24 protein-coding genes are annotated in these 26,945 nt (G+C 44.7%); 20 read left to right on the top strand and 4 right to left on the bottom strand.

What is annotated here, in order from left to right; genetic code table 11:
- Nucleotides 1-6: 6 nt before the first annotated feature.
- Nucleotides 7-1,560 carry a teichoic acids export ABC transporter ATP-binding subunit TagH gene (gene tagH, locus OWN49_RS07415; RefSeq protein WP_077722939.1) on the top strand — a complete coding sequence of 518 codons (1,554 nt, stop codon included), beginning with the start codon at nt 7-9 and terminating at the stop codon, nt 1,558-1,560.
- A gap of 33 nt (nt 1,561-1,593) precedes the next feature.
- On the opposite strand, the gene galU is transcribed toward tagH, so the two are convergent.
- A complete protein-coding gene (gene galU / locus OWN49_RS07410) occupies nt 1,594-2,472 on the bottom strand; it encodes a UTP--glucose-1-phosphate uridylyltransferase GalU (protein ID WP_015240700.1) in 879 nt (292 codons plus the stop codon).
- A gap of 277 nt (nt 2,473-2,749) precedes the next feature.
- Between galU and wecB the strand changes: the two genes are divergently transcribed.
- Nucleotides 2,750-3,889 (top strand): non-hydrolyzing UDP-N-acetylglucosamine 2-epimerase, encoded by a 1,140-nt coding sequence (gene wecB, locus OWN49_RS07405; protein ID WP_077722938.1) that lies wholly within the window; start codon nt 2,750-2,752, stop codon nt 3,887-3,889.
- Between the two features lie 51 nt (nt 3,890-3,940).
- Here wecB and tagU read toward each other — a convergent pair whose 3' ends face one another.
- Complete coding sequence (gene tagU, locus OWN49_RS07400; protein ID WP_077722937.1) at nt 3,941-4,861, bottom strand: polyisoprenyl-teichoic acid--peptidoglycan teichoic acid transferase TagU; 921 nt, start codon at nt 4,859-4,861, stop codon at nt 3,941-3,943.
- 177 nt (nt 4,862-5,038) lie between these two features.
- Between tagU and OWN49_RS07395 the strand changes: the two genes are divergently transcribed.
- The 12 genes from OWN49_RS07395 (at nt 5,039) to OWN49_RS07340 (ending at nt 19,372) form a co-directional block, all read left to right on the top strand.
- A complete protein-coding gene (locus OWN49_RS07395; protein WP_176283565.1) occupies nt 5,039-5,341 on the top strand; it encodes a hypothetical protein in 303 nt (100 codons plus the stop codon).
- A 22-nt stretch (nt 5,342-5,363) separates the two neighbouring features.
- Nucleotides 5,364-7,481 carry a SpoIID/LytB domain-containing protein gene (locus OWN49_RS07390; RefSeq protein WP_077722936.1) on the top strand — a complete coding sequence of 706 codons (2,118 nt, stop codon included), beginning with the start codon at nt 5,364-5,366 and terminating at the stop codon, nt 7,479-7,481.
- 25 nt (nt 7,482-7,506) lie between these two features.
- The gene (locus OWN49_RS07385) at nt 7,507-8,997 is read left to right on the top strand and encodes an N-acetylmuramoyl-L-alanine amidase (RefSeq protein WP_172615018.1); all 1,491 of its coding nucleotides are present in this window, start codon (nt 7,507-7,509) and stop codon (nt 8,995-8,997) included.
- Nucleotides 8,998-9,250: 253 nt separating this feature from the next.
- Nucleotides 9,251-9,910: an exopolysaccharide biosynthesis polyprenyl glycosylphosphotransferase gene (locus OWN49_RS07380; protein WP_003151373.1), complete on the top strand. Its 660-nt coding sequence runs from the start codon at nt 9,251-9,253 to the stop codon at nt 9,908-9,910.
- 36 nt (nt 9,911-9,946) lie between these two features.
- Nucleotides 9,947-11,395, top strand: coding sequence for a teichuronic acid biosynthesis protein TuaB (tuaB, locus tag OWN49_RS07375; protein WP_176283564.1), 1,449 nt, complete (start codon nt 9,947-9,949; stop codon nt 11,393-11,395).
- Nucleotides 11,392-12,588: a teichuronic acid biosynthesis protein TuaC gene (gene tuaC, locus OWN49_RS07370; protein ID WP_102422844.1), complete on the top strand. Its 1,197-nt coding sequence runs from the start codon at nt 11,392-11,394 to the stop codon at nt 12,586-12,588. Before tuaB ends, tuaC begins: the two co-directional genes overlap by 4 nt.
- A gap of 4 nt (nt 12,589-12,592) precedes the next feature.
- Nucleotides 12,593-13,933: a UDP-glucose 6-dehydrogenase TuaD gene (tuaD, locus tag OWN49_RS07365; protein ID WP_070082463.1), complete on the top strand. Its 1,341-nt coding sequence runs from the start codon at nt 12,593-12,595 to the stop codon at nt 13,931-13,933.
- Between the two features lie 67 nt (nt 13,934-14,000).
- Nucleotides 14,001-15,488 carry a teichuronic acid biosynthesis protein TuaE gene (tuaE, locus tag OWN49_RS07360; RefSeq protein WP_176283563.1) on the top strand — a complete coding sequence of 496 codons (1,488 nt, stop codon included), beginning with the start codon at nt 14,001-14,003 and terminating at the stop codon, nt 15,486-15,488.
- Nucleotides 15,485-16,165, top strand: coding sequence for a teichuronic acid biosynthesis protein TuaF (gene tuaF / locus OWN49_RS07355; RefSeq protein WP_015387623.1), 681 nt, complete (start codon nt 15,485-15,487; stop codon nt 16,163-16,165). The genes tuaE and tuaF overlap by 4 nt, the downstream gene beginning before the upstream one ends.
- Nucleotides 16,166-16,188: 23 nt before the next feature.
- Complete coding sequence (gene tuaG / locus OWN49_RS07350) at nt 16,189-16,947, top strand: teichuronic acid biosynthesis protein TuaG (protein WP_003151380.1); 759 nt, start codon at nt 16,189-16,191, stop codon at nt 16,945-16,947.
- A 19-nt stretch (nt 16,948-16,966) separates the two neighbouring features.
- Nucleotides 16,967-18,163 carry a teichuronic acid biosynthesis protein TuaH gene (gene tuaH, locus OWN49_RS07345; RefSeq protein WP_070082461.1) on the top strand — a complete coding sequence of 399 codons (1,197 nt, stop codon included), beginning with the start codon at nt 16,967-16,969 and terminating at the stop codon, nt 18,161-18,163.
- A gap of 132 nt (nt 18,164-18,295) precedes the next feature.
- Nucleotides 18,296-19,372 (top strand): glycosyltransferase family 4 protein, encoded by a 1,077-nt coding sequence (locus tag OWN49_RS07340; protein ID WP_003151382.1) that lies wholly within the window; start codon nt 18,296-18,298, stop codon nt 19,370-19,372.
- An 89-nt stretch (nt 19,373-19,461) separates the two neighbouring features.
- Here the strand turns inward: OWN49_RS07340 and OWN49_RS07335 are convergent, their stop codons facing one another.
- Together OWN49_RS07335 and OWN49_RS07330 are read right to left on the bottom strand one after the other, a co-directional pair.
- Nucleotides 19,462-20,637 (bottom strand): LCP family protein, encoded by a 1,176-nt coding sequence (locus OWN49_RS07335; RefSeq protein ID WP_176283562.1) that lies wholly within the window; start codon nt 20,635-20,637, stop codon nt 19,462-19,464.
- 4 nt (nt 20,638-20,641) lie between these two features.
- A complete protein-coding gene (locus OWN49_RS07330; protein ID WP_060657503.1) occupies nt 20,642-21,289 on the bottom strand; it encodes a YigZ family protein in 648 nt (215 codons plus the stop codon).
- A gap of 222 nt (nt 21,290-21,511) precedes the next feature.
- On the opposite strand from OWN49_RS07330, the gene degS reads away from it, so the two are divergent.
- The 6 genes from degS (at nt 21,512) to OWN49_RS07300 (ending at nt 26,917) form a co-directional block, all read left to right on the top strand.
- Nucleotides 21,512-22,675, top strand: coding sequence for a two-component sensor histidine kinase DegS (degS, locus tag OWN49_RS07325; protein WP_003151385.1), 1,164 nt, complete (start codon nt 21,512-21,514; stop codon nt 22,673-22,675).
- Nucleotides 22,676-22,751: 76 nt separating this feature from the next.
- Nucleotides 22,752-23,441, top strand: a complete 690-nt coding sequence (gene degU, locus OWN49_RS07320; protein WP_003219701.1) for a two-component system response regulator DegU — start codon at nt 22,752-22,754, stop codon at nt 23,439-23,441.
- 97 nt (nt 23,442-23,538) lie between these two features.
- The gene (locus OWN49_RS07315; protein ID WP_003151387.1) at nt 23,539-24,387 is read left to right on the top strand and encodes a DegV family protein; all 849 of its coding nucleotides are present in this window, start codon (nt 23,539-23,541) and stop codon (nt 24,385-24,387) included.
- A gap of 107 nt (nt 24,388-24,494) precedes the next feature.
- A complete protein-coding gene (locus tag OWN49_RS07310; RefSeq protein WP_176283561.1) occupies nt 24,495-25,880 on the top strand; it encodes a DEAD/DEAH box helicase in 1,386 nt (461 codons plus the stop codon).
- A gap of 57 nt (nt 25,881-25,937) precedes the next feature.
- Nucleotides 25,938-26,222: a late competence development ComFB family protein gene (locus OWN49_RS07305; RefSeq protein WP_017418816.1), complete on the top strand. Its 285-nt coding sequence runs from the start codon at nt 25,938-25,940 to the stop codon at nt 26,220-26,222.
- 5 nt (nt 26,223-26,227) lie between these two features.
- On the top strand, nt 26,228-26,917 hold the full coding sequence (locus OWN49_RS07300) for a phosphoribosyltransferase family protein (RefSeq protein ID WP_202980098.1): 690 nt from the start codon (nt 26,228-26,230) through the stop codon (nt 26,915-26,917).
- Nucleotides 26,918-26,945 lie beyond the last annotated feature (28 nt).

Genomic DNA, 26,945 nt, shown 5'->3' with positions numbered 1-26,945 from the left:
TGTACAATGAAACTAAAGGTTTCGTTTCGAAATGTTTCAAAGCAGTATCATCTTTATGAAAAACAGTCGGACAAAATAAAAGGTTTGTTTTTCCCTGCTAAAGATAACGGTTTTTTCGCTGTGCGAAATGTCTCCTTTGATGTATATGAAGGGGAGACAATCGGCTTTGTAGGAATTAACGGATCGGGTAAATCGACGATGTCAAATCTGCTTGCAAAAGTAATACCGCCGACAAGCGGTGAAATTGAAATGAACGGCCAGCCGTCGCTGATCGCGATTGCAGCCGGTTTAAATAATGCTTTGACGGGCCGGGATAACATTAGACTCAAATGTTTAATGATGGGGCTGACCAATAAAGAAATCGATGAGATGTATGAAAGCATAGTTGAGTTTGCTGAGATTGGTGATTTTATTAATCAGCCGGTAAAAAACTATTCTAGCGGTATGAAGTCCCGCCTCGGCTTTGCGATATCCGTGCATATAGATCCGGATATTTTAATCATTGATGAAGCCCTCTCTGTCGGGGATCAGACATTTTATCAGAAATGTGTCGACCGAATCCAGGAATTTAAAGAACGAGGAAAAACCATTTTCTTTGTGAGTCATTCCATCGGTCAGATTGAAAAAATGTGTGACCGTGTGGCTTGGATGCACTATGGTGAATTAAGAATGTTCGACGATACTAAAACCGTAGTCAAAGAGTACAAAGCATTTATCGATTGGTTTAATAAGCTCTCCAAAAAAGACAAAGAGAAATATAAGAAAGATCAGGTTGCTGAACGTAAAAAAGAATCGCCTGAGCAGCAGGCAATTGTGAAGGAACAAAAGAAAAAAAATAAATCCGGATCAGCAGTCAATGCTATTCAAATTGCTATTTTATCAATACTGCTTGTGTTTATGGCCGGAACCATGTTTTTCAGCGCCCCGCTTCGTACGATCGCATCGTTCGGTAAGATCGGATATCAAGATGATGTTAACAAGGGGAAAGACCAGATATTGGTGAACAAAAAAGGTTTCGTATTAAAAGACCAGACGCAGGCCTATAAAGATACAGAGCTGAAAAAAAAGGCGGACTTCCTTATTCCGTTCGGTGCTCAGGTGAAAGTGGTATCTGAAGACAGGCAATCAGCAAAGATCGAGGTCAACAATAAAACGTACTATATCCCGGAAAACGCAGCGGTCTATAACGAAAAAAATTCAAATGTGAAAGCATCCGCTTTTTCTCCGTATGTAAAGCAGGGTGATGCTGATCAACTTGTGTCGCATCTCGGTGAGCGCGTTAATGATATCCAGCAAGAAATGAAAGAGCTGCAGAAAGAAGTGGTGAACGGCCGGGAGACGCTATATCTTAAAAATGGCGAGGTCAGTTATGTAGTGAATAATGGCAAGACCGAGCAGCTTGTTTTCAGAGGAATATCAGCTATTACTCCGGCAGATCTATCCCTGAATAATAAAGGTGTTATAAAGGCCAGCAGTGATCGGCAATTTATTGCGGCAAATGATAAATACGCTTTTATTATCAATAACGATAATCAAACTTTAACCTGCATTTTAAAATAAAAAGCTGTTGGAATAAATCCAACAGCTTTTTTCTTATAATTCATCTTTTCTTAACAGGTCTTCCATGAAAGGGATAAGGTGATCACGCAGTTCACGATCCTGCATCGCAAATTCTAATGTAGTGGTAATAAAACCTAGTTTTTCACCAACATCATATCTTTTGCCCTCAAAATCGTAAGCAAAAACCCGCTGAATTTCATTTAGCTTTTGAATAGCGTCTGTAAGCTGAATTTCCCCTCCGGCACCAATTTGCTGTTCCTCAAGATACATGAAGATTTCAGGAGTGAAGACGTAACGTCCCAGTATTGCCAGATTGGACGGAGCAGTCCCTTGAGCCGGCTTCTCAACAAAGTTCTTCACCTGATATCTGCGGCCTTCACTTGTCAGCGGATCAATAATTCCGTAACGATGGGTTTCTTCTTCAGGCACTTGCTGAACCCCTATAATAGAAGAAAGTGTTTTTTCATATTCATCCATCAGCTGGCGAAGCCCTGGTTTTTCAGCTTGAACGATATCATCTCCGAGAAGGACGGCAAATGGCTCGTCACCGATAAAATTACGTGCGCACCAAACGGCATGTCCAAGACCTTTTGGCTCCTTTTGCCGGATATAATGAATGTCAGCAAGATTAGAGGCTTTTCGGACTTTTTCTAAGAGTTCGACCTTCCCTTTTTCTTCTAGATTTCTTTCCAGCTCTGGTGAGTAATCAAAATGGTCTTCAATGGCTCTCTTGCTTTTTCCCGTAACAATAATAATGTCTTCAATACCCGCTTCAACCGCTTCTTCAATTATGTATTGAATCGTTGGTTTGTCTACAATCGGAAGCATCTCTTTCGGCATGGCTTTTGTTGCCGGCAGAAAGCGTGTCCCTAAACCTGCAGCGGGAATTATGGCTTTGCGTACTTTTTTCACTTTAAAGCACCTTCCTTAGCGTCACTTAAATATAAGTTATGATATCTATACAGACTCAGGCTTGCTGATATTTTCTGTATACCCGATATTTCATTTTTAACACTTTTAATGATATAAGATAAACCATTATTAAACAAGTTTTATCCGTAAAGCCTTAATGATATATCCTTTTTCATTTAGGGGAAAAATAATACAAGATATTTAACCGGTGGATCATATCGTGTAAAATGGGTTGATAATGAAAAATGATCACAAACTTGATACAGGAGAAAGAGATATGAAAAAACTTAAAGTCATGACGGTATTCGGTACAAGGCCTGAAGCGATAAAAATGGCGCCCCTTGTGCTCGAATTAAAAAAACGCCCTGAAATAGAATCATATGTCACTGTAACTGCCCAGCATAGACAAATGCTGGATCAAGTTCTTCACGCATTTCAAATTAAGCCTGACTTTGATTTGAATATTATGAAAGAACGGCAGACGCTGGCTGAAATTACTTCAAACGCCCTGGTAAAACTGGACGGCCTGTTTAAGGAAATCAAACCTGATATTGTTCTTGTTCATGGTGACACGACAACAACCTTTGCCGGAAGCCTTGCAGCTTTCTATCACCAGATTACAGTCGGACACGTGGAGGCCGGATTGCGGACGGGCAACAAATATTCACCTTTTCCGGAAGAATTGAACCGCCAAATGACCGGAGCGCTTGCTGATATCCACTTTGCTCCGACTCAGCAAGCGAAGCAAAATTTATTGAATGAGAATAAAAAAGAAAGCTCCATTTTTGTTACCGGAAATACAGCGATTGATGCTTTGCATACAACGGTTCACTCTGAATATTCCCATAACATTATTGAGAAAATCGGCAATGACAGAATGATTTTACTGACGGCGCATCGCCGGGAAAATTTAGGTCAGCCGATGGAACATATGTTTAAAGCCATCCGCCGGATCGCAGATGAATTCAGCGATGTGCAAGTCGTTTATCCGGTACACCTGAATCCTGCTGTACGTGAAGCTGCTGATAAGCACTTTGGTGATTCGGAGCGCGTCCATTTAATTGAACCTCTTGAAGTGATTGATTTCCACAATTTTGCGTCAAGGTCGTATTTTATTTTGACTGATTCAGGAGGCGTTCAGGAGGAAGCTCCTTCCTTAGGAAAGCCGGTTCTCGTATTGCGCGATACTACTGAACGGCCTGAAGGAGTGGAGGCGGGCACTCTGAAATTAGCCGGTACTGATGAAGAAACGATTTATCAGATGGCAAAACAGCTGCTGACAGACAAGCTGGAATATGAAAAAATGTCGCGGGCATCTAATCCCTATGGAGATGGCATGGCGTCAAGAAGGATTGCTGAGGGGCTGCTCTATCAATTCGGACTGCGTTCAGAGCGTCCTGATTCTTTCGAGGTGTAACAAAAAAGCAGCTCTGCATAAAGTATGCGAAGCTGCTTTTTCTGCATTAGTTTAAAGGTTGAGGCTGCTTCTCAATTCTTTAGTAATGGAGGCAAGTCCGTTTTCATCTGCTTTATAATAGTAAATTCCGTCGATTTTGGTGCCGTCACCCTTTAGCTCATGCTGAATCACTTTCTTGCGGGCATCTTTATAACCGGATTGAATATCCCACATATCATCAAAGGTTAAATTCGTTTTTACATTGTTCTCTACTACTTTAAACATATCTCCGAATTTCGTGACAGAAGAGATACTTGCCCCTTTATTGATAATACCCTCTATAATCTGCCGCTGTCTGTCCTGGCGGCCGAAATCCCCTTTAGGATCTTCTTTTCTCATTCGTGAGTAAGCGAGGGCTTCATCACCGTTTAATGAAATATTGCCTTTGCTGAAGGAATAACCGTCATAGTTAAAAGCGAATGTACTGTTGACAGTGATGCCTCCTAAAGTGTCAACGACATCTTTAAAACTTTCCATGTTTACTTTAATGAAATAATCTACAGGCAGGTTCAAGAAATTCTCCACAGTATCTACTGCCATTTGCGTACCGCCAAATGCATATGAATGATTGATTTTATCCATCGTGCCTTTGCCGATAATTTTTGTATAAGTGTCACGCGGAATACTGACCATTTCCGTTGTTTTTGTCTTTGGATTGACAGTAAGGTAAATGAGCGAGTCGGCTCTTCCTTTATCATTTTTACGTTCGTCCACTCCCATGATCAAGACAGAGAACGGTTCGTGTTTATTTATTTTCACCTCAGTACTGCGTTTATTCGATTTGTTAATGTCTTCGTGAATGCTGGCGACGGTTGATGCCGCTTTATGCCATAGATAGTATGTAAAGCCGCCGGAAACTAAAATAAAAATGCCGATGATTGTCAGAAAGACCAGTAACAAAGTCTTTTTCTTTTTTCTTCGTTTACTTCTCATCTCAATACACCCCATCTGTTTTAATTGGAAATCGGACTCCCAGCAAATGCAATATTTTATAATAGAATACAATAAATCCTAATATAGTCGAATGTTATCGAAAAAAGTTTCAATGTTTCTTAATTTTTCTTTAAAATAGATAATATATTGTCGATAATCCATAATGAGGTGAAAAAAATGAAAAAAATTTTTGGATGTTTGTTCTTTATACTGCTTCTCGCCGGGTGCGGAGTTAACAATGAAAAATCTCAGGGCGAGGATGCGGGTGAAAAGCTGGTCACGAAAGAGGGCACTTATGTAGGACTGGCGGATACTCATACAATAGAAGTCACTGTGGATCATGAACCGGTAAGTTTTGATATCACTGAAGAATCAGCCGGCGATGTTAAGAATTTGGATAATGGCGACAAAGTGACAGTAAAATATCAAAAAAATAGCAAGGGACAGCTTATGCTGAAGGATATCGAACCGGCAAATTAATGAATAGGGGGACGCTGTAATCTTGAAAACTTGCAAACATTTAATAGGACTGACTCTAGCTGTTGTTATATTGCTTATACCGGCGGTTTCCTTTGCGGCAGATTCAAATATTTCAGTTAAGCTGACAAATTACATCGGAAATCAATCAAGCATTTCTTTATCGCCAACCGGTTTTTATCAGGTTACCGGTGATCATGTGTCTGTAACCAACCGCTTTTCGGGGGCATCCCGATATGAGACTGCGGCTCTTGCATCTGACTCCCAATGGAGAAATCCTAAAACCGTTATTCTCGTCAATCGTGATGTTTTTATCGACGCATTACCAGTAATTCCTCTGGCAAAAAAAATGGATGCGCCGGTGTTATTTACACAGCCGGACACTTTGACAAAAACTACAGAAAAACAGATTGCTAAGTTCAATCCCGATAATATTCTGGTTATCGGCGGGGCTAAAAGCATTTCAAAGGACGTTGAAAATAAGCTTAAGTCTTATGGAGCTGTGAAAAGAATCAGCGGGAAAAACCGTTATGTTCTGTCTGAAAACATTGCAAAACAAATGGGAAATTACGATAAAGCAATTGTTGTAACAGGGAATGTTTTTCAAGACGCTTTAGCCATTGCTCCGTATGCCGCTGCAAACGGCTATCCCATTTTACTGACTGAAAAGGATAAATTGCCAGATTATGATCTTCCGAAGCAAGTCTTAATTATCGGGAGTTCGTTCAGCGTGAGTGATGCTGTAGAAAATCAAATTAAAAAAACTTCAACTGTGCAGCGAATACCCGGATCAACACGGTATGAATTGACTGCTAATATTATTAATCAGCTAAAGTTGAAGGCTGATAAAGTCGTCATGACTAATGGAACGAAATATGCTGATGTCCTGGTGGGCGCTTCTTTAGCCGCCAAAAAAAACAGCCAATTATTATATATCAAACAAGATGATGTTCCTTCAGCAGCTAAATCAGTGACAAAAGAGAAGGCGTCGTATGCATACGACTTTATCGGAAGTACAAGCTCCATTTCCGCCGGGGTTGAAAATGAGCTTTCAAACCATTTTTACTTAGCCGGCGGAAGCACATACAACTTACAAATCAATAATGGAAAGTTAAATCTTAATCATATTAAAACATATGGGAATTCATTGAGAATAAAACCGGAAACGTACAATGAATCCAACCGGATCAGTTTGAATGGAAAAGAATACTTGGGGACGGTTAATTTTTCAATAGAGTCAGGCAAATATATCAGACCTGTAAATGAAAACATTCCTTTTGAAGATTATTTAAAAGGTGTCGTACCGAATGAAATGCCTGCAAGCTGGTCTCTTGAAGCGCTGAAGGCGCAAACGGTTGCGGCAAGAACATACTCAATTACGAAGACCGGGAGCACTGTTGCTGATACTACTGCTTTTCAAGTATATGGCGGGTACAGCTGGAATGCCAATACGACGAAAGCGGTGCAGCAGACAAAAAATAAGGTGCTGACTTACAAAGGGAATTTAATTACGGCAGCTTATTCATCGAGTAATGGCGGTTATACAGAATCAAGCGACGAAGTATGGGGTTCAAGCGTTCCTTATTTAACTGCGAAAAAAGACACAAAAGATCCTCAAACTGCCTGGAGTCTGACGCTTTCTAAGCAGCAAATCAATCCGGATTCAATTGATGTAAATAAGCCGGCCTCTTGGTTTGCTTCAAAGAATGAGACAAATGCAGCTCAACTGAGCGGTATTAAAAACTGGATTTTGAAAAATAAGGAAACGGGCGCTTCCGCCATTAAAATTTTAAAATTAGAAGATTTTACATTCAGCGGAACAACTAAAGGACAGCGGGCTAAAACAGCAACTTTGAAAGTGAATTACGCTGTCAAACAAAACAATGGAAATTACGAGGCAAATAAAACATCTGCAATGACTGTGCCGGTTACTGAACTGAGAACAATGATCGGAGCCTCCGTGTTTAAAAGCACTTATGTGACCGTCAGTCAAAACGGTTCTGCTTTTACAATCAGCGGAAAGGGATATGGACACGGCATCGGAATGAGCCAATACGGCGCTAAGGCAAGAGCGGATTCAGGAGATTCATATAGTTCAATTTTAAAATTTTATTATCCGGGCACCACATTGACTGACTATTAAATAAACGAGAGCAGGAGGAAGGCAATTGCGTTCTTATCTTAAAGTCCTGATCATTTCTATGCTGGGACTCATCATATTTATCCCGTCAGCCTTAGCTGACAACGCGGTTAAAAGAGTAGGGGGAAGCAACAGGTACGGTACGGCTGCTGCGCTTTCCAAGCAGGTGTATTCAACAGCGAGTACGGCTGTTGTCGTCGGCGGAGGTTCGTATGCAGATGCTATATCCGCTGCCCCGATGGCATATCAGAAAAATGCGCCGCTGCTTTACACAAATAAAGATAATTTGTCATCAGAGACGAAAACCCGTCTGAAAGAATTAAAAACAAAAACGGTCATTATTGTCGGCGGAACGCCTGCTGTGTCAGCAAATACAGCAAATCAAATCAAAGCGCTCGGCATCAGTGTTAAGAGAATTTCAGGGAGCAACCGATATGATACGGCAGCTAAAGTAGCAAAGGAAATGCCTGCTGCTTCAAAAGCCGTTATTGCAAACGGATTTTTATATGCTGACGCAATAGCTGCAATTCCATATGCCGCAATGAACGGATATCCAATTTTGTTTACGAATCAAACAGATATCAACAGTGCGACAGCAGGAGCTATAAAAAGCAAGGGGATCAAAAGCTCTATTGTAACAGGGGGAACCGGGAGCATAAATGCCTCTGTCTTCAATAAACTTCCTTCACCAAAAAGAATCAGCGGAAGCAATCGATACGAACTTGCGGCCAATCTAGTTCAGCAATTAAATCTTCCGACAGGCAATGTATTCGTCAGCAATGGTTTCGGGTATGCAGACTCCATAGCGGGTGCTGCTCTTGCTGCAAAGAAAAAACAATCTATCATTCTGACAAACGGCAGCAATCTTTCAAAAGAAACAAGAGTCATCATCGGAAGAAAAAAATTAAGCAGCTTTACCATTATCGGGAACTCCCCGGCTGTCAGCTCAAATGTTGCAAACCAGCTGAAAAATCCGGCCGCGGGAAAAACAATTTTAATTGATCCGGGTCATGGAGGCCAAGATTCCGGTTCTATAGGTAACGGCATTTTAGAAAAAGACGTCAATCTTGATATCGCTAAAAGGCTGAATAAAAAATTAAATGCTTCAGGTGCTCTGCCGGTCATGACGAGGTCTAATGATACATTTTATTCCTTGCAGGAAAGGGTAAATAAAGGTGCAACCGCAGGAGCGGATTTATTCATCAGCGTTCACGGCAATGCAAATGATGCAACTTCTGCAAACGGAACTGAGACCTACTATGATGAGACATATCAAGCCGCTGCAAGCAAACGCCTGGCAGGACAAATTCAGCCTAGGGTTGTTAATGCATTAAAAACAAGAGACAGAGAGGTTAAAACAGCTCCGTTCTATGTCATTAAGTATTCCAAAATGCCTAGTGTATTAGTAGAGACGGCTTTTATTACGAATCCGTCTGATGCAAGTAAATTAAAGCAAGCATCCTATAAGGAAAAGGCAGCTGCAGCCATCAATGATGGAATCGTGTCTTATTATAAGTAAAACTTTTATATATTTGTGTACGAGCCTGCTGGTCAAAATTGATCGGCAGGCTTTTTCGTTGTTTTCCGCTCATAATGATCCTTTTCAATTATAGTAACCGCCGTTTATGGATATGAATAGATTTACAATAAAAAAACAATAATCGAAACATTCTAATAAACATTAACGTTTCCTTTACTTCCAATTAACATCCATCTGCTAAACTCACGGCATAGGTCATCAAACATCCCAACAAATCGTGAGGTGTGTGTCAGTGGGAGCAGAGAAAAGCATGAATGTAAATAATAACTATGCAGTGCGGCAGGGGACTTCCGCTGCCGTTACGGAAAGAACGGCCCGTTATTTGGCTTTTAAGCGATTCATGGACATTGTGTTTGCGCTTGCGGGGCTTTTGGCGGCGCTCCCGGTGATGGGCCTGTTCTCCATACTGATTCGTTTGGAGTCGCCCGGCCCGGCTTTTTACAAGCAGGAGCGGGTAGGCAAAGACGGGAAGCCGTTTTATTTGTATAAGCTCCGCTCTATGAAAATAGATGCTGAAAAATCGGGGGCGGTCTGGGCGCTGAAAAAGGATCCCCGCGTGACAAAGGTCGGCGCTTTTATCAGAAGGACCCGTATTGATGAGCTGCCGCAGCTGGTAAATGTGCTTCGGGGAGAAATGAGCCTGATCGGCCCGCGTCCCGAGCGTCCCGTGTTTACGGAACAGTTTCAGGCTGAGATTCCGGGGTTTACGGAGCGGCTGGCCGTTAAGCCGGGATTAAGCGGCTGGGCGCAGGTCAACGGGGGATATGACATGACACCGAGGGAAAAACTGATGTTTGACTTATATTATATCCGCAACCTGACCTTTTCATTGGAACTGAAGATTATGCTCAAAACGTGCAAAGTGATCTGGACCGGTGACGGGGCGCGATAAAAATTCTGGTCAGCAGACAAAAAAGTAGGGAAAACGATGCCTAGTATTACAAATCAAATTTTGAGCGGCGCCAAATGGACAAGTATTTCGACAGCGTGTATTACGGTCATTCAAATTGTCCAATTCGCCCTGCTCGGGCGGGTCATGTCACTGGCTGAATTCGGCCTTGTCGGCATGATCACAACGGTAGTGGTGTTTGCCCAAATTGCGCTTGATATGGGTTTTGGCGCCGCGCTCATTCAAAAAGATCATGTGACTGAAAAACAGATGTCTTCCTTGTACTGGCTGAATATCATAACGGGGATTGCGCTGTTTGCGCTGCTGTTTTTCAGCAGTCCGCTCATTGCCGATTTTTATCGGCGGGAGGAGCTTGTCTATTTAATCCGCGTGCTGGCCGTCATGTTTTTAATCGCGCCGATCGGTCAGCAATATCAGTATATGCTGCAAAAAGCGCTGGCATTTAACACGCTAAGCAAGATTGAAATCTTTTCAAATGTGCTGTCCTTCGTTTACTTGACGGCTGCGGTTTTTTATACGGACCCGATTCTCGCGTATGTGATTTCCCAGGTGCTGCTGCAATCGTCAAAAGGCATTCTGTACTGGGTGTCCTGCAGAAAAACATGGAGACCGGCGTTCGTTTTTGATCTGAAGGGAATGAAAGGCTTCTTTTCTTTCGGAGCCTTTCAGCTGTCTTCCCGGCTTGTGAACCGGCTCGGGGCGAATATTGATATGATTCTGATCGGCAGTTTTATCGGCGCCGAGGCGCTCGGCATTTACAATCTGGCCTACCAGATTGTCACGCTTCCGGTATTAAAAATCAATCCGATCATTACGAGAGTCGCGTTTCCCGTCTTTGCGAAAAACAAGCATGAAAACAGCGTGATCAGAGAAGGGTTTCTCAATATGACCAAAATACTCGCGCTGATATCCTTTCCGCTCTTGCTCGGTTTGGTTTCAGTATCGGATGCATTCGTGGCTTCGGTTTTCGGAGAAAAATGGCTGGCGGCTGTCCCGGTTTTAAATGTTCTCGCCATCGTCGGGATTTTAAGGGTTCTGATGAATCCGAACGGATCTGTGCTGCTGGCAAAAGGGCGGGCCGATCTGGCATTTTATTGGGACGCCGGGGTGATGCTGCTGTATAGCGCATCTTTGTACGCCGCCGTGCTGTCCGGAAATCTCTTGACGGTAGCCTGGACGTACGCTTTCATCAGCATCCTGAATTTCCTGATCGGGCGCTGGCTGCTGGCATATGTCATTAAGCTGCGGCTGTCGGCTTACTTCAAAGCCGTGGCCAAACCGTTTCTGCTTACGGCGGCAATGGGTGTCATCGCCTTTACAGCCAGCTTCGGAACGGAGCGGATCAGCCTTGATGTCAAGCTGCGGCTGGCGATCTCCGTAGCCTGCGGCGCGTTGTGTTATTTATTCCTGTTAGGAAAAGCTTATCCGCATATGAAAAGTAAATTAAGAAAAGGACGTTTGCTATGAAGGTATTGTGGATGACAAGTGTATATCCGAGCAGTGAGAAGCCGGGAGAAGGCGTTTTTCATGAGACGCAGGCCCAAGAACTGAGAAAGCTTGGCGCGGAGATGACTGTCATTTGTCCGCGGCCGAAACTCGCCGCGCCATTCCGGGTGCTGAAAAAGACGTATCGGCAAAAGGATATAAGGCCGGCGCATGAATGGCGGAGAGGCGTGTCCGTCCACCGGCCGTTTTATCAGGCGGTTCCCGGACAGCTGAAATGGGCGCAGCCGCATAAAAGAATGGCGTTATCGGTTCTTTCCGAAATTAAAAATCATGGCCTGAAGCCCGATCTGATTCACGCGCATTTCGCCATGCCGTCAGGCGGAGCGGCGGCCATTGTGTCAAAGGCTTTAGGCATCCCGTATGTGCTGACCTTGCATGGCAGTGATGTCAATGTCTATCCGCATTACAGCAAAAGCGCTCATCGCGCATTTACATTTGCGGTGCGGGAAGCAGCCGATATTTACGCTGTGAGCGGCAGTCTGCGGGAACAAATGAAAAAGCTCATCGAAGCGGAGTGCAGCGTGCTTCCGATCGGCATCACGCTTGACGCCTTCCGAAAAAGGAACGAGACGAAAGAAGCCGTCAGAAAACGGCTCGGCCTTCCTCCGGATAGAAAACTGATCGTGTTCATCGGCAGGCTTGTCAAAGAGAAAGGTGTTTTCGACTTATCAAAAGCCGTTCAGTCATTGGATGAAAGATATGAAGCTGTCTTTGTCGGTGACGGTCCCGCCGAATCTTCATTGCGTGAAGCCGCTCATATCGTCACGGGGCAAGTGCCGAACGACAAGGTACAGGACTATCTGCTGGCCTCAGATGTAATGGCGCTGCCGTCCTACAGCGAAGGCATGCCGACTGTGGTCATTGAGGCGCTCGCTCTGAAGGTGCCGGTAATCTGTACCGATGTCGGAGGATTGGCTTCTTTATTCGGGAAACACCGGGGGTTGCTGATCAAGCCGGGTTCACCTGACACGCTGGCAGAATCCATTTTGCAATATGACGAAGGAGAGGCTTGGACGCCGCAAACAGCCGAGGAACTTTCTCAAACCGTCCGCACGTATTTTGACGCAAGCCACAATGCGAAAGCGCTGAAAGAGAAATACCGGTCCGTCATGAACCGGGCCGGGCAAGAGGAGAACCTTTCGAAAGAGGGATGAAGCTGTGAAAAAAATCGCTGTATTAGGAACAGGGTATGTAGGTCTTGTATCTGGAACTTGTTTTGCGGAAATCGGCCATCATGTGACTTGCTGTGACATCAATGAAGCGAAAATCAGAAGCTTGCAAAACGGAGTCATCCCGATATATGAACCGGGGCTTGAGGAATTAGCCGAAAAAAATGTCAGTGCCGGGCGGTTATCCTTTACGGCCGATATTGAGCCGGCTGTGAAAGCCGCTGATATCATCTATATCGCCGTCGGTACGCCGATGTCAAAGACGGGTGAAGCCGATCTGACCTACATTAAGGCAGCGGCGCAAACAATCGGAGAACAGCTGAACGGATACAAAATCATTGTCACCAAAAGCACTGTTCCGGTCGGGACGGGAAAGCTCGTTTACCAAATCGTCAGCGAAGCGTCAAAGGGAAAATATCCGTTTGATGTCGCGTCAAATCCTGAATTCCTCCGCGAAGGTTCGGCGGTGCGGGATACGATGCAGATGGAGCGGGCGGTTATCGGCGCCACAAGCGAACATGCCGCTTCGGTCATTGAAGAGCTTCATAAGCCGTTCCGTACGAAGATCGTAAAGACCAATCTTGAAAGCGCGGAAATGATTAAGTATGCCGCAAATGCTTTTTTAGCCGCCAAAATATCTTTTATTAACGATATCGCCAATATTTGCGAACGTGTCGGGGCGGACATTTCTCACGTGTCAGAAGGCGTCGGCCTTGACAGCCGGATCGGGAATAAATTTCTGCAGGCCGGCATCGGATTCGGCGGATCCTGCTTTCCGAAGGATACAACGGCTTTATTGCATATCGCAAACGCCGCCGGCTATCCGTTTGAAATGATGGAAGCCGTCATTGAAACCAATCAGAAGCAGCGGGTCCGTATTACGGAAAAATTGAACCGCGCCATCGGTCCCTTAAAAGGGAAAACCGTGGCCGTACTGGGGCTGGCCTTTAAACCGCATACAAATGACGTCCGCTCCGCCCCGGCTCTTGATATCATCACAAGTCTTAAAGAGCAGGGTGCTCACGTGAAAGCGTATGATCCGATCGCGATTCCCGAAGCGTCAGCGATATTAGGAGAAGGCGGCATTGAATATCACACAGAGATGTACAGTGCCATCAAAAACGCAGACGCATGCCTGATTACAACAGATTGGCCGGAAGTCAAGGAGATGGATCTTCAGAGAGTGAAGCAGCTGCTCAAACAGCCGGTCATCATTGACGGCAGAAATATGTTTCCGTTGGAGTATATGAGGGTTTCAGGATTCACTTATCATTCCGTCGGACGTCCGGCGGTTCATGCCGATCGGCAAATAAAAGAACTGGCAAGATAGAAAAAGATTTGTTTTCAGGCTCTCGGCAGTCCGGCTCGGCTGCCGGTTTTGGAAAGGGGTTTGCCATGTGAGTATCAAACGTTCAGCGGCACATGTTCTTGTGCTGCTTGCCGCTGTCATTACAGGAGGATGCATCATGCTGGAGGCGGTCAGGGCGGATGCCGGCTTCGGAAAAATCACCGTGCTGCTGCTTGCCGCCATGATTGGCATTGCCGGACTTGCTTTGCTATCCGCCTTTACAACAAACGGTCAGATGTTTATGGCGCTCATTTATATACTGATCGCGTGTACATTTTTAAACCAGGCCTTCTTTGCGGTTCATCTCGGATTTTTCAGCTTATTTATATACCGGCTGTTATTAATCGGAGCGGGCGCCCTTCACATCGCCGGCATCCTGACAAACCGTCATCATATTGACAGATGGAATCGGGTGAATGTAAAAGGGGTTCTGATGTTTTTCGCCTTATGGTTTACATACGGTCTCCTATCGTTATTGTGGGCAAAATCCGTGACGTACGGGATTAAATATTTAGCTTTAATGGGAATGGGCATGTTTTTGATTTATCTTATTGTCATGTTCATTCAGCGCTTTGATCAGCTGATGGTTTTTTACGGCATATGGCTTGTGATGACCATTTTTGTGATGGCGATCGGCTTTTACAACCATTTTACACACAACCATCTGCCGAGCTCCACGCTTTATAACGGCCCGCAGTACAAACAGCATTATCCGACGTCCGTTTTCTTTAATCAAAATGATTTCGCGACGTTTTTGTGCATCAGTTTCTTTCTGTATGCGGCGGCGGTGAAAAATATGAAAAACGGCTATGTGAAGGCCGTCAGCCTGCTCTTTGCGATCTGCGCTTTGTATTTAATCATTTTGACCGGTTCGCGCGCGAGTCTGCTGGGCATATGCGCGGGGGCGGCTGTATACGTCTTCATCCTGCTGCCTTCCGTGTTGAAAAAATTCGCGCTGTACGCTGCGGGAGCGGGTGCTGCGCTGTTTGCGGTTTTATTTGCGGGCCGTATCACCAATGCCGTCTTGAATCTGTTTTCAGCTCCGCAGGCGATGCCGGGACAGCAGCCGCTTCCTTCCAACCTTGCGAGGGCGAATCTTTTAAAGAACGCCTTTCACTATGTGATTGATTCCTGGGGGTTCGGAGTGGGTGCCGGAAATGTCTCTTACTATTTAAAAGCGGAGCCCGTTTATGATACGGGCGGCGTAGTTGAGGTGCACAACTGGCTCGTCGAGATTATGGCGAACTTCGGCGTGCTTACGATGCTCGGTTACCTGACAGTCTATTTGTTCCTTTTTTGGACACTTTATAAATGTCATGAAAGAAAATCGGAAAATCAGTCAAGACTGATCACAGAAGGACTTATCACGGCGATGGCCGGTTTTTTGGTAAGCAGCATCAGCCCAAGCTCCGTATCAAATTTATTTTTCCACTGGGTATTTCTCTCGCTCGTGATCGCGGCGGTCAATATATTGAGGCGTTTACAAAAGGAGTCTGCCGTCACGGCGTACTATGAAAAACAGGGAGATGCGAGATGAAGGATATGTTGACAAGAATAACCCGGCGTATCAAAAAGAATATCATTTGGATCATTGCGCTGCCCGTTGTGTTAGGGGCGGCGGGATATGTATTGCCGTCAAAAATAAGCGGAAACAGCAGTTTTACATCAGAAGCCGCGATCGCCGCGGGAAATTATGATCATCCGCTTTATAACAATACAAAAGAAATCCCGCTCCTTTTGACGAGCGATGCCTTTTTAAAGCAGGCTCTGCCTGATAAAACAGACGAAGAAAGAGCGGCTGTGAAAAGTAAACTGACTGTCGAAACACAATCAGATTCATTGATCACGGTCAGCTACAGCGGCCAAAACAAACAGGAGACCGAATCGGTGTTTCAAGCCGTCATAACAACTTTTCTGAAGAATGATCAGGACCTGTTTGAAAAACGGGCAAAAGTAGTGCGGCAGAGTATTGCTGCGCTTGAAGGAGAAACCGTCAGCGCGGACGCCAAAGTGGATAAGGAACGATTTTTATACGAATTGAAAAATACGCAGCTGAACCTGAAAGCGGCCGGCGTCATCAATTCAGAGCCGATGAATGAAACGGCGGGACAAGGCATGCCGCCGAAAAAGAAAGCGGTTCTGGGCGTTTTAATCGGCATTGCAGTTGCCTTTATGTTCATTGTCATTCCGGAGTTTTTTAGAGAGTCCTTGTGAAAATCTGCGATGGAGATGTGACCATGACAAACTGGAAACCTTTCGTATCTGTCATTACACCGTCTTATAACGCAAGTGAATATATCGAAGACACGATTCAGTCCGTTTTACATCAAAGCCACCCGCATTGGGAAATGATTATCGCGGATGATTGTTCAACGGACGGAACGAGAGATATTTTACGGCAATATGAACAAAAAGATGAGCGGATCCGCGTCGTTTATTTAGATAAAAACGGGGGAGCCGCGGCTGCCAGAAATACAGCCCTTAAACATGCCAAGGGCCGTTATGTCGCATTTCTGGACAGCGATGACAGATGGAAAAAGGAAAAGCTTCAAAAACAGCTTGCGTTTATGGCGGAGCGTTCCTGCGCTTTTTCATTTACGGGCTACAGCGTCATGGAGCAGGACGGAACGCCGACGGACAAAACGATTCAAGCCCCTGAAAGCCTGTCATATGATGAAGCTTTAAAAAACACGATTATCGGATGTTTAACGGTCATGATTGACAGAGAGCAGACGGGGCAGATTCAAATGCCTGATATCAGAACGCGGCAGGATTTAGCGACATGGCTTTCCCTGCTGAAAAGGGGATTTACGGCTTACGGCCTGAATGAGTGCCTTTCAGAATACAGGCTTGTGCAGAATTCGATTTCAAGCAACAAGTGGAAAGCCGCAAAAAAAACGTGGTTTGTTTATAGAGAAATTGAGCGCCTGCATTTTATCAAGGCTTCGTGGTGTTTTATGCAATATGCGAAAAACGCGGTCTTGAAAAGACTGTAGGCGTCAGAGGAGCTGGGTGATGAAGGTGGAACCGATTATTCACGTAATCGTCGGAGCGGCGGAATGGGGGCATGACCGGCTGAGATACAGACGGCACCGGCTGGCTGAATTTCTTGCCCGGCAAAAAGAAACGAAAAGCGTCATTTGGGTATGCCCGTCCCCGCGAGCCAATGATGGTCAGACGGCCGGGATCGCCGAGGGAATCCGGCAGTTCACTGTAAAGGATCTCATGCAGCAAAAAGCATTCCGTTTCGGCAGGTATACAGACATGTGTTACAGGCATAAACTTTCACCATTGTTGCACATGCTGAAGGAAGAAGGAGAAGGGGCCCGCTGCTGCTTATGGTACACCTTCCCCGGTTTTCCGCTTCTGGCAGATCTGTTTCCTTGGGATGAAGTGATTTACGATTGCAGTGATCTGTGGGCCGCTCCGATCAGCGGCCGGGCCGGTGTGCTGTCAAATGTAAGAAGAAACATCATTAAACAGGCGGAAATGAGAATCATTCAGCGTGCCGATTCCATCACCTGCACATCTGACTGTCTGCACCGGGAGGTCGGAAAAAAGCTGGAGAACCCGCACCAGAAAGTGTTCACCATTGAAAACGGAGTGGAATATGACCTGTTTTCACGGGAAAATAAACAGCCGGATGAAGACATTTTACGGGGACGGAACGGAACGGTTCTCGGTTTTATCGGCGGAATCAAACCGAAGCTCGATTTTGCGCTTATGGCGGAAACGGCAGATGTGCGGCCTGACTGGACGATTTTATTGGTGGGCCCGAACACGGCTCAGGACGATCCGGATTTCGAGTCGCTTCTGGAACGCCCGAATGTCATCTGGACGGGACCTGCCGCGCCGAATGAAGTGCCGTCCTATATGCAGCTTGTCGACATCGGCATCATGCCGTATAAAAATTCACCTTATAATGACGCGGTATTTCCGCTTAAGCTTTTTGAATTTTTAGCCGCCGGGAAACCGGTTGTCGGCTGCAACCTTTCTTCTACGTCAAAAATCAAAAGGCCTTACGTTTATGAATACGTTGAAGGGAGCGACCCCGCAGATTTCATCGCGGCCTGCGAAGCGCTTCTGGCAGCGGACCGCCGCGGATCATACGAGGCTTTGCGCCGTGAATTGGCCCGGAGACGAGATTGGAATGTTTTATTCGGCCGAATGCTCGAATGCACGGGTATATTGAAAAATGCGCAATCCCATTAAAAGGGAAAGCGCATTTTTTGATTTGCGTGTTTCTTTTTGATGATGCTTGTTATAATAACTAGTAAGAATTATAATGGAAGGAACGGTTCAATATCAGAAAAGACTTCATATAATTCCAAAGGAGACTTCTTTATGCTTGACGAACGCATGTTTCGCATAGTTGTTGCGTTTTTTGTCTCTCTGCTAACGGTTTTAATCCTAACTCCTATCGTAAAAAAAATTGCGATCAAAATAGGTGCAGTTGACCAGCCCAGCAACCGAAAAGTACATGATAAAATAATGCCCCGTATGGGCGGCTTGGCCATCTTTATCGGCGTAGCGGCGGGTGTGCTCGCGGCCGGCATATATAATGAAACAAAAATGACCGCCATTACGGTGGGTGCGTTTATTATTGTTATTTTAGGAATCCTTGATGATAAATACCAATTAAGCGCAAAGGTAAAGTTTTTCGTCCAGCTGGCCGTGGCCATTATGATTGTGAGCACGGGACTGAAAATGGACTTTTTCTCCGTACCGTTTTTAACGGAACGTTTAGAATTGGGATGGGTCGCTTACCCGCTGACTGTGTTATGGATCGTCGGTATTACGAATGCGATGAACCTGATTGACGGTTTGGACGGACTCGCTGCCGGCCTGTCGGTCATCGGACTCTCCACTATCGCCGTTATGGCGTTATCCGGGGGGAAAATCCTTATTCTGTCACTTTCACTTGTCGTGATAGGAAGCACACTCGGATTTTTATTTTATAATTTTCACCCGGCAAAGATATTTATGGGAGATACCGGATCGCTCTTTCTCGGATACGTCATCTCAGTACTCTCATTATTAGGTCTTTATAAAAGTGTTACTTTATTCAGTATCATCATTCCGATCATCATTTTGGGCGTGCCGATTTTTGATACGACATTCGCCGTCATCAGGCGGATTTTAAACAAACAGCCGATCTCAGCGCCTGATAAGTCACATATACACCACCGGCTGATGGCCTTCGGGCTGTCACACCGCACGGCTGTCATTATCATTTATTTAATCGGCTTTATTTTCAGCGTCAGTGCCATCCTGCTGAAAAGTGCGACCATATGGCTTTCGCTGTTTATTATTTTTGTATTGATTGTATTTATGCAAATCATAGCAGAGGTCACAGGGTTAGTAAATGAACAATTTAAACCATTTACCAAGTTTTACAAAAGATTGGTAAAGAAAAATTAAAAAGAGCAGATCATGCGAATGGTCTGCTTTTTTGCTATTCTCTTATTATATAGAAAAACCCGATCCTGCTCAAAGGATCGGGTTTACTCTTAATAGCCTGTTGTGCCGCCGGACTGTGTGCTGTCCGTACCGTTTGCACCTGCAGTACCGTTGGTTGAATCGGTTGTGCCGCTTGTTCCGGTGCTGCCGGAAGTCGAATCAGTTGTACTGTCCGTTCCGGTGCTGTCAGAAGCGGGATCGGACACCGTGCTGCTTCCGGACGGGTAATCCAGGTGCTTCTGCAATTCCTGCCGTACTTTTTCGAGATTGGCTGGATCCGGCTGGAAATAATATGTTCCGCGCGTAGTTGCGGTTCCGCCTAAATATAAATCTGATCCTGTTATGGTCAGTGTATCAATCTTTTTGCTGGTAAAGCCGCTGTAAATCTGCTGAAGAGCGAGTCCTTCAGTGATTCGGATATTTGTTTGGACGTTATTGCTCGCTGTTTCAGCGATTTTATCGATTTTAGCAATATTTCCAGCTCTTGACATTTGGTCGATCAGTGCGTTTAAAATTTGCTTTTGGCGGTCATTCCGGCCGAAGTCTCCGCGCTTATCCTGCTTTCTCATCCGCGCGTAAGCCAAAGCCTGCTCACCGTTCAAATGCATGTTTCCTTTCTTGAAATAGATCCGTTTCTTTTTACTGACGTCACTCATCTCGTCGAAGTCAAACGGCACTTTTACATCGACCCCGCCTACCTCATCAATAACATCCTTAAAGCCATTGAAGTCGACAGTGACATACTTATCAATCGGTATGCCTAATAAGTCTTCGACGGTTGAGACGGTTTCATCCGCTCCGCCCTTAGCAAAAGCCGCATTGATTTTTGTTTTGTTACCGGTTGTGTCGCCGGCAAGCGTCACCCGCGTATCACGAGGAATACTCAGCATTTTCATTGTTTTATTTCTCGGATCAAGGGTAACGACAATAAGAGAATCTGATCGTCCGCCTTTTCCGCTGGTGGCATAATTTTCGATCCCCATAAACAAAATGGAGAACGGTTTTTTCTTCATATTGATGACTTTATCCCGCAATTTTGATTTGTCTCCGCGGGAAAGGGCATCATATGCATTATCTGCCGCATTAATCGTTTTGTATACTTTGTATCCGCCAAATCCGGCAGCGACTAACAAAACGAGGGTAAGCAGCAGCAAAATCCGTTTGAATATGATCTTTCGTTTGCTTTTCTTTTTCTTTCGAACACGCACTCTTACACGTTCAGCCATTACATTAGTCTCCTTTAGGGCTGACGTCTGTTTCTAAATACGTCAGTTCTCCCTCTGTATTCTTACTCTTGCCGTTCGTCAGTTCTGTCATCCATTTTAGAAACGCTTCTTTGTCTTTTTCTTCAACGTACGTTTCAAATTCGACATGATCCGCATAATGGATATCTTTCAGTAAAAAAACTGATTCTCTCAGTTCGTTCTCTATCTTGCCGAGCCACGTATAATCCGCTGATGTATGCATAATCCGCATCAGCTTCCGCTCCGTAACTCCTATATGATTTAAGCCTTCAGACACTGACTTCCCATATGCACGAATCAATCCGCCTGCACCGAGCTTTATTCCGCCGAAATACCGGGTAACCACCGCGCAGGTATCTTTCAGACCTCGTTTTTTCAGCACTTCCAGCATGGGGACGCCGGCTGTTCCGCTTGGTTCTCCGTCATCATTGGCCTTTTGTATATGGTCGGTTTCGCCGATCAGATAAGCTGAGCAGTTATGAGTCGCATTCCAGTGCTGTTTTTTTATCTTTTGTATAAATTCCTGCGCTTCCTCTTCAGAAGCAGCACGGCTCAGGTGACAGATAAAACGTGATTTTTCAATCACAATCTCATGTTCACCCGCTTCTTTAACTGTTAAATAGCTGTGCAGCATGATTGCTGGACCCTCCTGACAAGCATTAAAAGACTTGTTTCTACAAATTCGAACAGACTTTAGAATTTTTGCGCATATTTTGGTATCATGAAAGAGTAAGATACTATATAAAAATGTTTTTTTCTAGAATATACGCATTCTTTCATTATAATTCGACATAAATTGCAGTTCAATTACATTTATAATAAAAATACATAACAACACCGTTACGGAGGGAGACAGATGAATAAATCGAAGATGGACTCCAAAGTTTTGGATTCTATACTTATGAAAATGCTGAAAACCGTGGACGGGAGCAAGGACGAGGTTTTTCAAATCGGAGAGCAGTCGCGCCAGCAATATGAGCAGCTGGTTGAAGAACTCAAACAGATCAAACAGCAGGTGTACGAAGTCATTGAGCTGGGCGACAAACTTGAAGTTCATACGCGGCACGCACGAAACCGCTTGTCTGAAGTGAGCAGAAATTTCCATAAGTTCAGCGAAGAAGAAATTCGCAACGCCTATGAAAAGGCGCACAAACTTCAAGTGGAACTGACGATGATCCAGCAGCGTGAAAAGCAGCTGCGGGAGCGCAGAGATGATTTAGAACGCCGGCTTTTGGGGCTTCAGGAAATCATTGAACGGTCAGAATCATTGGTCAGCCAAATAACCGTCGTTCTGAATTACCTGAATCAAGACCTTCGCCAAGTAGGGCTTCTTCTTGCCGATGCGCAGGCTAAACAAGATTTCGGCTTAAGAATCATCGAAGCCCAAGAGGAAGAAAGAAAAAGAGTTTCCAGAGAAATTCATGACGGTCCCGCGCAGATGCTGGCAAATGTCATGATGAGATCGGAATTAATTGAACGGATCTTCCGCGACCGCGGCACGGAGGACGGATTTCAGGAAATCAGAAATCTTCGGCAGAATGTGCGGAATGCCCTTTACGAAGTCAGAAGGATTATATATGATTTAAGACCGATGGCATTGGACGATCTCGGGCTGATTCCGACACTGAGAAAATATCTTTATACAACTGAAGAATACAACGGAAAGGTGAAAATACATTTTCAGTGTATCGGAGACACGGAGAACAAAAGGCTTGCCCCGCAATTTGAAGTGGCGCTTTTCCGTCTCGCTCAGGAAGCCGTCACAAATGCACTCAAACATTCAGAATCAGAGGAAATAACAGTAAAAGTGGAAGTAACCGCTGATTTTGTCGTTCTTATCATTAAGGACAACGGAAAAGGCTTTGATATTAAGGATGCTAAACAAAAGAAAAACAAGTCATTCGGCTTGCTGGGAATGAAAGAAAGAGTAGATCTGCTTGAAGGAACGATAACGATAGACTCTAAAATAGGTCTTGGGACATTTATCATGATTAAGGTTCCGTTATCTCTCGGCCTATAATTTGTTAAATAGAGCCAAAAGACATATTGACCGAACAGCGGCGTATATAGAACAATAGGATAAGGAGGCGTAGCGTGTGACTAAAGTAAATATTGTTATTATCGACGACCATCAACTATTCCGTGAGGGTGTAAAAAGAATATTGGATTTTGAACCTACCTTTGAAGTGGTAGCAGAAGGTGACGATGGAGATGAGGCGGCTCGAATCGTCGAGCATTATCATCCCGATGTTGTCATAATGGACATCAATATGCCGAATGTAAATGGAGTAGAGGCTACTAAACAGCTTGTTGAGCTGTACCCTGAATCTAAGGTGATTATCCTCTCCATCCATGATGATGAAAACTATGTGACTCATGCTTTAAAAACAGGTGCAAGAGGCTATCTCCTGAAAGAGATGGACGCAGATACTTTAATCGAAGCAGTGAAAGTGGTAGCCGAGGGCGGTTCTTACCTTCACCCGAAAGTAACCCACAATCTTGTCAACGAATTCCGCCGTCTTGCGACAAGCGGAGTTTCTGCTCATCCTCAGCATGAGGTTTATCCGGAAATCCGGAGACCATTACATATATTAACGAGACGGGAATGTGAAGTGCTGCAAATGCTTGCAGACGGAAAAAGCAACCGCGGAATCGGTGAATCATTGTTTATCAGTGAGAAAACAGTGAAAAACCACGTGAGTAATATTTTGCAGAAAATGAACGTTAATGACCGGACACAAGCCGTTGTCGTAGCCATTAAAAACGGCTGGGTAGAGATGCGTTAGTCATGTATGAGAAGACTTGCCATAATAGGCAAGTCTTTTTTTACAGCTTCATATCTATTAAAATACTTATTAAGTACTTAATAAGGCAGGTAAAGTGATGAAGATTGCAGTTGTAACAGACAGTACAGCATATATTCCGAAAGAGATGAGAGAAGAACATCATATTCATATGATCCCTCTTCAAGTGGTTTTCGGTGAAAAAACATTCCGCGAAGAAACAGAACTCGACTGGAGAAGTTTTTATAAAGAAGTAAAAAATCATGATGAGCTGCCGACTACGTCCCAGCCTTCTTTCGGTGAATTAATCGCATTGTACGAAGAACTGGGCAAAACATATGACGCAGTCATAAGCATACATTTGTCCAGCGGAATCAGCGGAACTTATAACAGCGCCGCCTCGGCAAACACTATGGTTGATCATATTAAAGTTTATCCCTTTGATTCAGAGATCAGCTGTTTGGCGCAAGGTTTTTATGCATTAAAGGCAGCACAGCTCATTAAAGACGGTGTTGACTCACCGGAAGAGATTATAAAAGAGCTGGAAGAAATGAAAAAAACAGTCCGTGCGTATTTTATGGTGGACGATTTATCACACCTCCAGCGGGGCGGGCGTCTAAGCAGTGCTCAGGCTTTTATCGGCGGTCTGTTAAAGGTAAAGCCTATTCTTCATTTTGACAATAAGGTAATTGTTCCTTTTGAGAAGATTCGGACACGCAAAAAAGCGATTTCGAGAATTTTTGAGCTGTTTGGGGAGGATGCAAGTAAAGGAATCCCGATGCGGGCCGCTGTCATCCATGCAAACAGGGAAGAAGAAGCGGCGGATATTATACAGGAGTTAAGCGGTAAATATCCTCATGTCGAATTCTATAACAGCTATTTCGGTGCCGTGATCGGAACCCATCTGGGCGAAGGCGCCATCGGAATCGGCTGGTGTTTTAAAAACTAAGTGAAAATCTCCGTTTTCAAGGGCGGAGATTTTTTTATTATTAAATTTTCGTGATTCGACAAAAAAATTCCCGGCAGGCATACTTTGAGCAGAAAGGAGGCAGGGAGATGGCCGAAGGTGCTTCAGAATTTTCAGAGGTGCGGGATTTCTTTTACGGCCGACATTTATTGAGAGCTGAGATACCGTTTTCAGATCAGCGCATCAACCGTTTTATAGAAAAAGAGTATATAACGGCCGAGCCGTCAATCATCCGCCGGAAAAACCGTTACATCTGCCAACGATGCGGTCAGTCTGATCAAGCCTGCTTTGCGGCATTTTGGGCGCCCTCTGCCAAAAGGCAGATCACCTATTGCCGTGCCTGTGTCATGATGGGAAGGGCTGATGAACTGACATCGTTATATTCTTGGAATCAAGCCCCTGAAAACAGCTGGAAGCCTGTAAAGCTTTCTTGGGAAGGAACACTGACAGACGGACAGAAGCAGGCCGCCGCCGCGCTTACAGATGCGATAAAAGAGAGACAAGAGCTGTTAGTATGGGCGGTTTGCGGATCGGGGAAAACAGAGATGCTGTTTCCTGGTATCGAGTTTGCCCTGAATCACGGTTTGCGCGTCTGTGTCGCGACTCCGCGTACAGATGTCGTACTTGAACTGCTGCCGAGACTGAAAAAAGCATTTGAGAAAGTCGACGTTTCTGCTTTGTACGGCGGCAGCGAGGACAAAGGCCGCTTGACTCCGCTGATGATTTCAACCGCTCATCAGCTGATGCGCTACCGAGACATTTTTGATGTCATGATAATAGATGAAGTAGATGCGTTTCCTTTTTCAGCCGATGAGACATTAAGGTTCGCTGTTGATAAAGCGAGGAAGAAAAACAGCGCCCTTGTTTATGTAACGGCAACTCCTTCAGACACATTAAAAAAGAATGCTGAAGCCGGTTTGCTGAAAAGCGTTCGCATACCGGCCAGATATCATCGGAAACCTCTCCCGGAGCCGCGTTTTTTGTGGTGCGGCAATTGGAAGAAGAAGCTTCAGAAAGGAAAACTGCCGCGCTCTGTAACGGATTGGGTCCGCCAAAAACTTCAATCACAGCTGCCGGTTTTCTTATTCGTTCCGTCTGTACACGTATTGAAAAAGACAACGGATTATTTTCAGAAATTAAACATACGGGCAGAAGGCGTACATGCGGAAGACACATTCAGAAAGGATAAAGTGAAACGGTTCAGAGACGGCCTGCTTGACCTGCTGGTAACGACTACGATTTTAGAAAGAGGAGTTACCGTACCCAAAGTTCAGACATGTGTCCTCGGCGCAGAAGCACCTATCTTTACTGAGAGCGCGCTCGTACAGATCGCGGGCAGAACGGGAAGGCATTATAAACATTTCAGCGGTGATGTCGTCATGTTTCATTTCGGAATGACAAACGGAATGAAAAAAGCAAAAAAACATATAGAACATATGAACAAATTGGCACAAAAAAGTAAATTGTTGGACTAGTTAATTTCAGAAAACGTGATACAGTATACTCATACTTTCCTATGAGGAGCTGTCAGCATGCTTGTCAATTCTAAAGAAATCATATTAAAGGAACTTCTCGACCGCCATATGCCTCAGCTTCATATGAAATGCACATGCCGGGTATGCAAAAATGATGTACTAGCACTTTCATTAAACCGGGCTGAGCCGGCATATGTTACAGATAAAAAGAAAGTTGCTTATGCAAAAGCAGAGATAGTTGATAAACAGAAAAATACAGCGCTGCTTGTCATTCTGGCTGAATCAGCGGCGATTGTTTCGGTTAATCCAAGCGAGTTCTGTGAAACTCGGGAAGGAGCGTAATATCTCTGAATTGTTTATTGTGTGACTCACCAATTTCAAGTTCATTGACTTGGAGATCTCTGTTTTCTCTGGCGCCCGAGCAAGAGGTATGCACCATATGCAGCAGCCGATTCGAAAAAATTGAAGGCCCCGTATGCACTATATGCGGGAGGCCTCAGGAGTCAAATGAAAAATGCGCTGATTGTGCGGCCCGGGAATCAAAAACGGAAAAGCGCTTTTTGCTGCGGCAAAACCGTTCGGTATATTTGTATAATGATGCGATGAAGGACTCATTAGCCCGGTTTAAATTCAGGGGTGATGCGAAAATCATTCAAGCATTTGGACGTGACTTTGCTGCCGGCTTTAAAGCGGCATATCCATCAAATACACATACTCTCATCCCTATTCCGCTGAGCGGCGAACGGCTGGCGGAACGCGGATTCAATCAATCCGAGCTGCTGGCCTCTCTGCTCGGAATGCCCGTCATTTTCCCCCTCATCCGACTGAACAATGAAAAACAATCCAAAAAGAGCAAAACAGAAAGGCTGTCCGCAGAAAAAAAGTTTTCAGCAGCCGAAAACTCGGCCGAAGGTATGAACGTCATCTTAATAGACGATATTTATACGACGGGCGCCACACTGCATCAAGCCGCCGAAGTCCTGCTGACAGCGGGTAAAGCGTCATCGGTCTCCTCTTTTACTTTAATCAGGAGCTAAATCATTCTTTTTTTCTGCCGATATAATT

Origin of the sequence: Bacillus sp. NEAU-242-2 (genome assembly GCF_027853835.1) — a bacterium.
In the GTDB taxonomy this organism is placed as follows: domain Bacteria; phylum Bacillota; class Bacilli; order Bacillales; family Bacillaceae; genus Bacillus; species Bacillus velezensis.
Note: the sequence above shows the minus strand (reverse complement) of the source record. Positions and strands in the feature narration are given on the sequence as shown.